Here is an 11,863-nt window from a genome sequence, read left to right on the forward strand (position 1 = left end):
TGAAAAAGAAAGCACCTAGATTCCAAACGAATCAGGGTGCTTTTTTTTGAGAAAACCCTTTACGGTACCTATTTTAAGACGACCGAATATAAAGGCCGTCTGAAAACCAAAACAATAATAGAACGACACACCATATCATTGTAATCCGACCGTTTGAAAATTCAGACGACCCAAACTCCGACCGACGACATTCAAGAAAGCAAGGTATCCCATGACACAGCAAATCAAATACAAACGCGTATTACTGAAACTCTCCGGCGAATCTCTGATGGGTTCCGATCCGTTCGGCATCAATCACGATACCATCGTTCAAACTGTCGGCGAAATTGCCGAAATCGTGAGAATGGGCGTGCAAGTCGGTATCGTTGTCGGCGGCGGTAACATTTTCCGCGGCGTATCTGCACAAGCAGGCAGCATGGATCGCGCCACTGCCGACTACATGGGTATGATGGCAACCGTGATGAACGCGTTGGCACTCAAAGACGCATTTGAAACTTTGGGCATCAAAGCGCGCGTACAATCCGCACTGTCTATGCAGCAAATCGCTGAAACTTACGCTCGCCCCAAAGCCATTCAATATTTGGAAGAAGGCAAAGTCGTGATTTTCGCCGCCGGTACAGGTAACCCATTCTTCACGACCGACACTGCCGCCGCATTGCGCGGTGCGGAAATGAACTGCGACGTGATGCTCAAAGCGACCAACGTTGACGGCGTGTACACCGCAGACCCGAAAAAAGACCCATCTGCAACACGCTATGAAACCATTACTTTTGATGAAGCCTTGTTGAAAAACCTCAAAGTGATGGATGCCACCGCCTTCGCCCTCTGCCGCGAACGCAAGCTCAATATCGTGGTATTCGGTATTGCTAAAGAAGGCTCGCTCAAACGCGTAGTAACCGGCGAAAACGAAGGTACGCTGGTTCACTGCTAATCATTGAAAGGCCGTCTGAAACAGCCGAACGGGATACATTCGGCTTTCAGACGGCCTTTTATTTTCAGTCGGTTGCGTGGGCATTGGCTCATGGTTTGAAAGGTTAAGAACCTGCTTGACCATAATATCCAACCGACAATTCGATAACAAAAGGATACTCCATGAATATCACCGTCTTGGCTGTCGGCACGAAAATGCCGCGTTGGGTGGATGAAGCCGTCGGCGAGTACGCCAAACGCTTCGGGCGCGATGTCAATTATGCGCTGAAAGAAATCAAGCCAGAGAAACGCGGCGCGGGTGTGAATGCGGCTCAGGGCATGGCGGCTGAAGAAAAACGCCTGTTGGAAGCCATACCGCAGGGCGCGTTTCTGGTGGTATTGGACGAGCGCGGCAAAGCGCCGACTTCGGTCGAATTGGCGCAACATTTGAAAGGCTGGCAGCAAAACGGCGAACACGTCTGCTTTATTATCGGCGGCGCAGACGGCATGACCGACCGATTGAAGCAGCAGGCAAACATGATGATGCGCCTTTCCAGCCTGACCTTACCGCACGGCATGGTGCGCGTTTTGCTGACCGAGCAGCTTTATCGTGCCGTTTCGATTTTGCACAATCATCCGTATCATCGGGAATAATCTGTTTTGATTGCTGGGATAAGACGGCAATGCCGCCTTGTCAGTTTGAAAGGGAATAGGGCAAGTTGGTTTAAAGCGGGGCTGAACCTGCTTTCAGACGGCCTGATTTTTCCGCATGAATCCTTTATAATCGTTTCTTTGATAAATCAACATCTTTCGGGAGAACCCAAATGTCCGATTTCCGTCAAGACTTCCTCAAATTCGCTTTGGCACAAAACGTGTTGAAATTCGGCGAATTTACGACCAAGGCCGGCCGTCAGTCGCCTTATTTTTTCAATGCCGGTTTGTTCAATGACGGCGCATCGACTTTGCAGCTGGCGAAGTTTTACGCCGAGGCCATTATTGCCAGCGGCGTGAAGTTCGATATGCTGTTCGGCCCGGCCTATAAAGGCATTATTTTGGCGGCGGCAACAGCGATGATGTTGGCGGAAAAAGGCGTAAACGTACCGTTTGCCTACAACCGCAAAGAAGCCAAAGACCACGGCGAGGGCGGCGTGTTGGTGGGCGCGCCTTTGAAAGGCCGCGTGCTGATTATCGATGATGTGATTTCCGCCGGTACATCCGTGCGCGAGTCGGTCAAACTGATTGAGGCCGAAGGCGCAACGCCAGCCGCAGTGGCCATTGCGCTCGACCGTATGGAAAAAGGCACGGGTGAATTGTCGGCGGTGCAGGAAGTGGAAAAACAATACGGCCTGCCGGTGGTTTCGATTGCCAACTTGAACGACTTGTTCACGCTCTTGCAAAACAATGCCGAATTTGGCGGCTTCTTCGAGCCGGTCAAGGCCTATCGTGAACGTTACGGCGCGGTTTAAACCATAACATCATGCTCAGGTCGTCTGAAACAGTTTTCAGACGGCCTGAAACATTAGTTAAAATATATTTTTGATTCAATACACTTACGGAAATACTCATGCCTGCTTGTTCTTGTCCTCATTGTAAAACACCGCATTGGGTGAAAGATGCCCAGTTGAACGTGGCGCAGGGTTTCGTGGTCTGCACGCGTTGTTCGGGGATGTTTAAGGCCAAGGATTATCTGTCGGGCAACCTGCCGGCCGATCCGGCCCATCTGCCTGTGGCGGTAACGGATGTGCGCCTCGTGCATAACATCGGCGCGCAAATCCTCAAGCATTCCAAACTCTCGCGCAAAGAAATTTCCGATTTGCTCAATAGCGCGCTTAAGGAAGAGCCTAAGGCGGAAGAGCAGGCGGTGGTCAAAACGCGCAAGGACGGTTTCAACTGGACGTTGGCATCGCTGATTGCGCTGACGGTTTTGATTATGCAACTCTTTTATCTTGCCCTGCTATGAGTGCCATCGCCCATTTTGTCGCCAGCTTTCGTGAGGCCGCGCCCTATATCCAATATTTGCGCGGCAAAACCATGGTGGTCGGCGTGACCGACAGCCTGTTGGAAGGCGAAACCTTGATTCGTTTGGCCGCAGATTTGAATCTGTTGGCCAGTTTGGGCTTGCGTTTGGTCTTGGTACACGGTTCGCGGCATTTGCTCGACAAATTGGCTTCGGGTCGGAATTTTGTTCCGAAATACAGCGGCAGCCGACGGATTACCGATGAAGCGACCCTGATGGAAGTGAAGCAGGTGGCGGGAATTATCCGCAGCGATATCGAAGCCGCCTTGTTCAGCAGCGTATCTGCACAACAACGGAGCAAGCCGCCGGTTATCGCGTGCGGCAACTTTATTACCGCCCGTCCGTTGGGCGTTATCGACGGCGTGGACATGGGCTATACCGGTACCGTCCGCAAAATCGACGCGGAAGAAATCCGTTTGCGCTTGGATGGCGGCGCGGTGGTGCTTATCAGCCCTTTGGGACATTCGTACAGCGGCAAAACCTTCAATCTGAGCATGTGCGAAACCGCTCAGGAAGTGGCCATGGCTTTGCAGGCGGAGAAACTGGTTTTCTTGACCGAAGAAGCCGGTATTCGTCGTGCCGACGGCTCGTTGGCCAATACTTTGTCTGTCGGTGAAGTGCAGGAACTGATACACGAGAATCCCGATGCGCCGGCCGATTTACTGCATGCGGCGGTAGGTGCGTTGGAAAACGGCGTATCGCGGGTACAGATTCTCAACGGCCGTGAAGACGGCAGCCTGTTGCGCGAGCTGTTTACCCGCGAGGGCAGCGGTACATCTATTGCGCGTGAGCCGTTTGTTTCCATCCGTCAGGCACGCAGCGACGACATTCCGCACATCATCGCCTTAATCCGTCCGTTGGCGGAACAAGGCATCTTGTTACACCGTAGCCGCGAGTATTTGGAAAACCATATTTCCAGTTTTTCCGTATTGGAACACGATCAAAACATTTACGGTTGCGTGGCGCTGAAAACTTTTGCCGAACCGGACTGCGGTGAATTGGCCTGCCTGGTGGTGTCGCCCGAAGCGCGTGATGGCGGCTACGGCGAATTGCTGTTGGAACATCTGTTTCAAAAAGCACGCGCCTTAAATATTAAAACGCTCTTCGCCTTATCCACGCATACGGGCGAATGGTTTGTCGAACGGGGCTTTCAGACGGCCTCAGCCGATGACCTGCCTGCCGAACGCCGGCAGGAATACAATGCCAACGGCCGCAATTCCAAAGTATTTGTTTATGACTTGCAGGCCGTCTGAAAACCTCAATCCTATTATCCGTTTTTAAAAATTACTCAAATCTTATGTTGAAAATCACCTCTGCCAACGTCAACGGTATCCGCTCCGCCTATAAAAAAGGTTTTTATGAATACATCGCCGCTTCCGGTGCTGACATAGTTTGCGTGCAGGAACTGAAAGCTCAAGAGGCTGATCTGTCAGACGATATGAAAAATCCGCACGGTATGCACGGCTACTGGCATTGCGCCGAAAAACGCGGTTACAGTGGCGTGGCGGTGTACAGTAAACGCAAACCCGACAATGTTCAAATCGGTATGGGCATTGAAGAATTTGACAGAGAAGGCCGTTTTGTCCGTTGCGATTTCGGCAAATTGTCGGTAATTTCGCTGTATCTGCCCAGCGGCAGCAGCGCGGAAGAGCGCCAACAAGTGAAATACCGCTTTTTGGACGCGTTCTATCCCATGCTCGAAGCCATGAAAAACGAAGGACGCGACATCGTCGTCTGCGGCGACTGGAACATTGCCCACCAAAACATCGACTTGAAAAACTGGAAGGGCAATCAGAAAAACTCAGGCTTCTTGCCTGAAGAACGCGAATGGATAGGCAAAGTCATCCACAAGCTCGGTTGGACGGATATGTGGCGCACACTTTATCCCGATGTGCCGGGCTATACCTGGTGGAGCAACCGCGGACAAGCGTACGCGAAAGATGTCGGGTGGCGCATCGATTATCAGATGGTTACGCCGGAGCTGGCCGCCAAAGCCGTTTCCGCACATGTTTATAAAGATGAAAAATTCTCGGATCACGCCCCTTTAGTTGTGGAGTATGACTATGTTGCCGAATAAGTTTTTTGGTAAGTACGACTGGAATATAAACAGTAAAACCGGCGTAGGTGCGGTTTGGGTTGTAGCGGCATTTGTGCTGCCTATGCTGGTGTGGGCAATATTCATGCTGGCGCGGATGTCCGGCTGGGTTGCGCCGACCAAGGCCAATCCAACGTGGGCGTTGGTATGGCTGCTGTTTTCTCTGCCTTGCCTGTTGATTGCGGCCAAATGCTTTGCTTGGAAGGGCTGGCGGCTGATTGCCAACATCGTACTTTGTCTGGCGACTTGTGCCATCCTCAGCGTGCCTGCCGCTTTGTTGATCGCATTTACACTCAACGACTTGCTCAAATAGGCCGTCTGAAAATGCAGAGCTTCGAACTCGAAGAAATGGCGCTGTTTCTGATTCGCGATGCGGATGAAGCGGAAATGTGGATAGACCGCTGGGCGGTCAGCTATCCGATTGTCCAAACTGCCGAAGCCGATGGGCGGCAAACCATTTCCGAATGGCAACACGCCATTCAGACGGCCTTTGACCATATCGTCAGCAAAAATATTGCCGTCGTGGCTCATGGTGCCGGCGTGTCTGCATTTTTAGCATGGCTGTACCAAGCCGACATCCTGACGCAAAAACGCCTGACCAATATTATTTTGGTCTCGCCGCGTCCCGAAGCTTTTCCCGAAGACGAAATCCATACGTTCCAACGCGTCCGTTGCCCTTGTCGTACAGCGCTGGTTATTGCCGAAACAAACGGCACGCCACGCGATTGGGCGCAAGAACAGGCCGACCGCTGGCATGCACGCCTGCTTCAATCGCCGCATTCCGGCCGGTTAAACGGCGCACTCGGCGGCTGGCAATGGGGCATGAAGCTGATGCAGGAAATGCTGTTGAGTAAGTAGTTTAGAAATGTCTATTAATAAACAAAGGCCGTCTGAAACCGATATGTGTTTCAGACGGCCTTTGTTTGCAAATATCATGTTAAATATAATTAAAAGAAACTATTCTCATTTCTTTTATGAGGCAATATAATTCAGCTGTTTCGTTAAATTGAGTATAAAAATGCAAATACCATTTCATTTGGCTTTATTACCCACGCTGATTATCGCTTCCTTCCCTGTTGCTGCCGCCGATACGCAGGACAATGGTGAACATTACACCGCCACGCTACCTACCGTTTCCGTGGTCGGACAGTCCGATACCAGCGTACTCAAAGGCTACATCAACTACGACGAAGCCGCCGTTACCCGCAACGGCCAGCTCATCAAAGAAACGCCGCAAACCGTCGATACGCTCAATATCCAGAAAAACAAAAATTACGGTACGAACGATTTGAGTTCCATCCTCGAAGGCAATGCCGGCATTGACGCTGCCTACGATATGCGCGGCGAAAGCATTTTCCTGCGCGGTTTTCAAGCTGACGCATCCGATATTTACCGCGACGGCGTGCGCGAGAGCGGACAAGTGCGCCGCAGCACTGCCAACATCGAGCGCGTGGAAATTCTGAAAGGCCCGTCTTCCGTGCTTTACGGCCGCACCAACGGCGGTGGCGTCATCAACATGGTCAGCAAATACGCCAACTTCAAACAAAGCCGCAACATCGGAGCGGTTTACGGCTCGTGGGCAAACCGCAGCTTGAATATGGACATCAACGAAGTGCTGAACAAAAACGTCGCCATCCGCCTTACCGGCGAAGTCGGGCGCGCCAATTCGTTCCGCAGCGGCATAGACAGCAAAAACGTCATGGTTTCGCCCAGCATTACCGTCAAACTCGACAACGGCTTGAAATGGACGGGGCAATACACCTACGACAATGTGGAGCGCACGCCCGACCGCAGCCCGACCAAGTCCGTGTACGACCGCTTCGGACTGCCTTACCGCATGGGGTTCGCCCACCCGAATGATTTTGTCAAAGACAAGCTGCAAGTTTGGCGTTCCGACCTCGAATACGCCTTCAACGACAAATGGCGCGCCCAATGGCAGCTTGCCCACCGCACGGCGGCGCAGGATTTCGACCATTTTCATGCAGGCAGCGAAAACGGCAGCCGAATCAAACGCAACTACGCCTGGCAGCAAACCGACAACAAAACCCTGTCGTCCAATTTCACGCTCAACGGCGACTACAACATCGGCCGTTTTGAAAACCACCTGACCGTAGGCATGGATTACAGCCGCGAACACCGCAACCCGACATTGGGTTACAGCCGCGCCTTTACTGCCTCCATCGACCCTTACGACCGCGCAAGCTGGCCGGCTTCGGGCAGATTGCAGCCCGTCCTCACCCAAAACCGCCACAAAGCCGACTCCTACGGCATCTTTGTGCAAAACATCTTCTCCGCCACGCCCGATTTGAAATTCGTCCTCGGCGGCCGTTACGACAAGTACACCTTCAATTCAGAAAACAAACTCACCGGCAACAGCCGCCAATACAGCGGTCACTCATTCAGCCCCAACATCGGCGCAGTGTGGAACGTAACGCCCGCCCACACGCTCTACGCCTCGTATAACAAAGGCTTCGCACCTTATGGCGGACGCGGCTATTTGAGCATCGATACGTCGTCTTCCGCCGTGTTCAACGCCGATCCCGAGTACACCCGCCAATACGAAACCGGCGTCAAAAGCAGTTGGCTGGACGACCGCCTCAGCACCACATTGTCCGCCTACCAAATCGAACGCTTCAATATCCGCTACCGCCCCGACGCGCAAAATGATCCCTATACTTGGGCAGTCGGCGGTAAACATCGTTCGCGCGGCGTGGAATTGTCCGCCATCGGGCAAATCATTCCCAAAAAACTCTATCTGCGCGGTTCGTTGGGCGTGATGCAGGCGAAAGTCGTTGAAGACAAAGACAATCCCGACCGAGTGGGCATCCATTTGAATAACACCAGCAACGTTACCGGCAACCTGTTTTTCCGTTACACACCAACCGAAAACCTCTACGGCGAAATCGGCGTAACCGGTACGGGTAAACGCTACGGCTACAACTCTAGCCAAAAAGCAACCACCACGCTTCCCGGCTTTGCCCGAGTTGATGCCATGCTCGGCTGGAACCATAAAAACGTCAACGTTACCTTTGCCGCGGCCAATCTGCTCAATCAAAAATATTGGCGTTCGGATGCCATGCCGGGTAATCCGCGCGGCTATACTGCCCGGGTAAATTACCGTTTCTGATGAAATCAGGCAAAGGCCGTCTGAAAATAAGGCTATGATCTAAGCCATATTTCAGACGGCCTTTTATAAAGGTTGAAATAAAACTAAACACATTTTTTCACTCAAATCGAACACACCTCCAACAAAATGCCATAAAATCCGCCCATTGATTTGAATGTAAAGAGATACCTATGAAACTGAAAACCTTAGCCTTGACCTCATTAACCCTGTTGGCATTGGCCGCTTGCGGCAAACAGGCGGAAACCAGCGTTCCGGCAGACAGCGCCCAAAGCAACACATCCGCTCCAGCAGCCCCTGCCGCATTGACCGAAGGTGTCAATTACACCGTATTGTCCAATCCGATTCCGCAACAGCAGGCCGGCAAAATCGAAGTATTGGAATTCTTCGGCTACTTCTGCCCGCATTGCGCCCATCTTGAACCGGTTTTGAGCGAGCACATCAAAACGTTTAAAGACGATACCTATATGCGTCGCGAGCATGTCGTGTGGGGTGATGAAATGAAACCTTTGGCACGTTTGGCGGCCGCAGTGGAAATGGCCGGTGAATCAGATAAAGCCAACAGCCATATTTTCGATGCGATGGTTAACCAAAAAATCAACTTGGCCGATACCGATACCCTGAAAAAATGGCTGTCCGAGCAAACAGCGTTTGACGGCAAAAAAGTATTGGCTGCATTTGAGGCTCCTGAAAGCCAAGCGCGTGCGGCTCAAATGGAAGAATTGACCAATAAATTCCAAATCAGCGGCACACCGACCGTTATTGTCGGCGGCAAATACCAAGTCGAATTTAAAGACTGGCAGTCCGGCATGACCACGATTGACCAGTTGGTGGACAAAGTACGCGAAGAGCAGAAAAAGCCACAATAAGTTGAAGGCTGAATGAATAAAGGCCGTCTGAAAATAGATTTCAGACGGCCTTTTATATTAGATGTTATAGAAGAAATGGTTGCTTAAGGCCTCATGATTTTAAATCTGAATACAAAACAAAAACGCCGTCTGAAACTTTTCAGACGGCGTTTTCTGTCAAATCGGCTTACAAACCTGGGAACATGCCTTTCATTCCCTTCATGCCTTTGGCCAAGCGCATCAGTTTGCCCAAGCCGTTGCCGCTGAACATCTTCATCATTTGTTGCATTTGTTCAAACTGTTTGAGCAATTTGTTCACTTCCTGCACGGTCGTGCCCGCACCCATCGCAATACGGCGTTTGCGGCTGGCTTTGAGCAGGGCAGGGTTGGCGCGTTCTTTTGGAGTCATTGAGTTGATGATGGCTTCTACTTTGCCCATCGCTTTTTCAGCCGTACCTTCGGGGATTTGTTTCGATATTTGACCCAGTTCGCCCGGCATTTTTGACATCAGGTTTTCCAAGCCGCCCATATTGCGCATCTGTTGGATTTGTTCTTTAAAGTCATTGAGGTCGAAGCCTTTGCCTTTTTGCAGCTTTTTCGCCATTTTGGCGGCGGCTTCTTCATCAATACCTTTTTGAACGTCTTCAATCAGGGTCAATACGTCGCCCATGCCGAGGATACGGCTGGCAAGACGGTCGGGGTGGAAAGGTTCGAGGCCGTTGATTTTCTCGCCGACACCGATAAATTTAATCGGTTTGCCGGTTACATGGCGTACGGACAATGCCGCACCGCCGCGCGAGTCGCCGTCCATCTTGGTTAATACGACACCGGTCAGCGGCAGGGCTTCATTAAATGCCTGAGCAGTGTTCACCGCATCCTGACCCAACATGGCATCAATAACGAACAAGGTTTCAACCGGATTGACCGCCGCATGAAGCGCTTTGATTTCGTTCATCATCTCTTCATCGATTGCCAAACGGCCTGCGGTATCGACCATCAATACATCGTAAAAATGTTTTTTGGCGTAATCAACGGCGGCAGTTGCAATCTCAACCGGTTTTTGGTTGGTATCGGATGGGAAAAAGTCCACGCCGACTTGTTCGGCCAATAGGCGCAGCTGTTCAATCGCGGCAGGGCGGTAAACGTCGGCAGATACCACCAAAACTTTTTTCTTCTGATCGTTTTTCAACAGGCGGGCGAGTTTGCCGACAGTTGTTGTCTTACCGGCACCCTGCAAACCGGCCATCAAAACAATGGCAGGCGGTGAAACCGACAAATCCAGCGTTTTGTTTTCCTTGCCCATCAGTTCGACTAAGGCTTGGTTGACCACGCCGATAAAGGCTTGGTCAGGCGTCAGGCTGCCGACGACTTCTTGGCCAAGGGCCTGTTCTTTGACTGTGTTGACGAATTCCTTAACGACGGGCAATGCAACGTCGGCTTCCAGCAGGGCAAGACGAACCTCGCGCAAGGCTTCTTTAATATTGTCTTCGGTCAGCGTTGATTGGCCGCGAATATTTTTAAGTACCTTGCTGAAGCGGTTGGTTAGGTTGTCTAACATACTTATCCTTGATAATGAGAATAGCTGCCCAATACAGGGCATTCTTTGTTAAAATAAAATTCGGATTATTTTACACGATAGTCCGAAGTTATGCTTCAAGAACACAAATACGCGCACCAAGGCCGTCTGAAACCCTGCCAGCTGTCCGTCAAGTGTTCTCACCTCTATTGAGAAAGATATTTATGCCGATTGTCTTAATCTGCCTTATGCTGGTGTATGCTGGATTGGGCGCATTTTCCTGGTTGCAACATAAAAAGCACAATAATAAGTCTTACCCGCTGAAAACCGAGCTGCTAATTTTAAGTGGCGCATTATTGGTACATGGCGCAGCATTGATGTTCCCAGTATTGCAGGACAGGGTATTGATTACCGGTTTTGGCTATTCGCTCAGTCTGATAGTCTGGCTGATGCTGATGATGTACTGTTTGGGCAGCTTCTTTTATTGTCTGCGCGGGGTACAACTCTTATTGTATCCCTGTGCCGCATTGACCTTATTGTTGGGTTTCCTTTTCCCGGGGGATTTTTCAGGTCGTCAAATCGTAGACTTATTACCGCTGTCGCACATCGCATCATCATTGCTTGCATACGGACTATTTGGTATCGTTACCTTATTTGCCATCCTGATCCTTTTGCTCGACCGCAATCTGCACAAACGCCGTTTTTCCGCATTGGTCAGCTTCTTGCCACCTTTATTGAGTTTGGAGAAACTCATGTTCCAAGGTATTTGGGCAGGTTTCATTTTATTGACCTATTCCGTTATCAGCGGTACGTTTTTTGCCGAAGTCGTTTTCGGCAAACCCATGACCTTCACGCATAAAACCATCTTCAGTATTATGTCGTGGCTGATTTATGGCGCATTATTGTTGAAACACAGTATGACCGCATGGCGTGGCAAAAAAGCCGCCGTTTGGACTATTGTCGGATTTGTTAGTCTGATTTTTGCCTATGTAGGCAGTAAATTTGTCCTAGAAATTATCCTTCACCGTATTGGATAAATGGAAAACATAAAAAAGGCCGTCTGAAACCAAAATTTCAGACAGCCTTAGTATTGAATAGGGTTGGATTTGGAAAGAGAATAGGGAAGATCTGAGGTGTTTTTGGAAAAATAAAAACCCTGTTAAAACAGGGTGGTGGTTAAATTTCTAGAAATAATTTTGCGAAAGGTGTTGACTGGTTTTGTTTTGGGGCGTATAGTTCGGTTCTTCGCTGCTGACGCGGTGAAGAAAACGAAGCAGACAGTATAACACAGTTAGTTAAAATTTTCGATAATTTTAGTTGACATTTGCTAAATGTACTGTATAATTCGATTCGC

The 11,863-nt window shown here is 50.4% G+C and carries 12 protein-coding genes; 11 read left to right on the forward strand and 1 reads right to left on the reverse strand.

From position 1 onward, the window contains the following. Positions 1-211: 211 nt before the first annotated feature. The 10 genes from pyrH to DBY97_RS09825 all read left to right on the forward strand — a co-directional run bounded on the left by pyrH (position 212) and on the right by DBY97_RS09825 (position 9,014). Entirely contained in the window at positions 212-931 is a 720-nt protein-coding gene (gene pyrH, locus DBY97_RS09780; RefSeq protein ID WP_003708812.1) for a UMP kinase, read from the forward strand. Positions 932-1,092: 161 nt separating this feature from the next. Beyond that, positions 1,093-1,563 (forward strand): 23S rRNA (pseudouridine(1915)-N(3))-methyltransferase RlmH, encoded by a 471-nt coding sequence (gene rlmH / locus DBY97_RS09785; RefSeq protein ID WP_003682681.1) that lies wholly within the window; start codon positions 1,093-1,095, stop codon positions 1,561-1,563. A 170-nt stretch (positions 1,564-1,733) separates the two neighbouring features. Beyond that, positions 1,734-2,375: an orotate phosphoribosyltransferase gene (pyrE, locus tag DBY97_RS09790; protein WP_003682682.1), complete on the forward strand. Its 642-nt coding sequence runs from the start codon at positions 1,734-1,736 to the stop codon at positions 2,373-2,375. A gap of 98 nt (positions 2,376-2,473) precedes the next feature. After that, positions 2,474-2,869: an MJ0042-type zinc finger domain-containing protein gene (locus tag DBY97_RS09795; RefSeq protein ID WP_107858209.1), complete on the forward strand. Its 396-nt coding sequence runs from the start codon at positions 2,474-2,476 to the stop codon at positions 2,867-2,869. After that, positions 2,866-4,179: an amino-acid N-acetyltransferase gene (gene argA, locus DBY97_RS09800; RefSeq protein WP_107858210.1), complete on the forward strand. Its 1,314-nt coding sequence runs from the start codon at positions 2,866-2,868 to the stop codon at positions 4,177-4,179. The genes DBY97_RS09795 and argA overlap by 4 nt, the downstream gene beginning before the upstream one ends. 44 nt (positions 4,180-4,223) lie before the next feature. Then, the gene (locus tag DBY97_RS09805) at positions 4,224-5,003 is read left to right on the forward strand and encodes an exodeoxyribonuclease III (protein WP_107858211.1); all 780 of its coding nucleotides are present in this window, start codon (positions 4,224-4,226) and stop codon (positions 5,001-5,003) included. After that, positions 4,990-5,334, forward strand: coding sequence for a hypothetical protein (locus DBY97_RS09810; RefSeq protein ID WP_003749424.1), 345 nt, complete (start codon positions 4,990-4,992; stop codon positions 5,332-5,334). The genes DBY97_RS09805 and DBY97_RS09810 overlap by 14 nt, the downstream gene beginning before the upstream one ends. Before the next feature lie 11 nt (positions 5,335-5,345). Next, a complete protein-coding gene (locus tag DBY97_RS09815) occupies positions 5,346-5,879 on the forward strand; it encodes an alpha/beta hydrolase (RefSeq protein ID WP_107858212.1) in 534 nt (177 codons plus the stop codon). Positions 5,880-6,039: 160 nt separating this feature from the next. Further along, positions 6,040-8,148 carry a TonB-dependent receptor gene (locus DBY97_RS09820; protein WP_107858213.1) on the forward strand — a complete coding sequence of 703 codons (2,109 nt, stop codon included), beginning with the start codon at positions 6,040-6,042 and terminating at the stop codon, positions 8,146-8,148. A gap of 170 nt (positions 8,149-8,318) precedes the next feature. After that, entirely contained in the window at positions 8,319-9,014 is a 696-nt protein-coding gene (locus DBY97_RS09825) for a thiol:disulfide interchange protein DsbA/DsbL (RefSeq protein ID WP_003749428.1), read from the forward strand. Positions 9,015-9,180: 166 nt separating this feature from the next. Here the strand turns inward: DBY97_RS09825 and ffh are convergent, their stop codons facing one another. Next, positions 9,181-10,551, reverse strand: coding sequence for a signal recognition particle protein (gene ffh / locus DBY97_RS09830; RefSeq protein WP_003684000.1), 1,371 nt, complete (start codon positions 10,549-10,551; stop codon positions 9,181-9,183). 182 nt (positions 10,552-10,733) lie between these two features. Here ffh and DBY97_RS09835 point away from each other — a divergent pair, with 182 nt between their 5' ends. After that, positions 10,734-11,546: a cytochrome C assembly family protein gene (locus tag DBY97_RS09835; protein WP_107737957.1), complete on the forward strand. Its 813-nt coding sequence runs from the start codon at positions 10,734-10,736 to the stop codon at positions 11,544-11,546. Positions 11,547-11,863 lie beyond the last annotated feature (317 nt).

It is taken from the genome of Neisseria subflava, from assembly GCF_003044645.1.
Classification (GTDB): Bacteria; Pseudomonadota; Gammaproteobacteria; order Burkholderiales; family Neisseriaceae; genus Neisseria; species Neisseria subflava_B.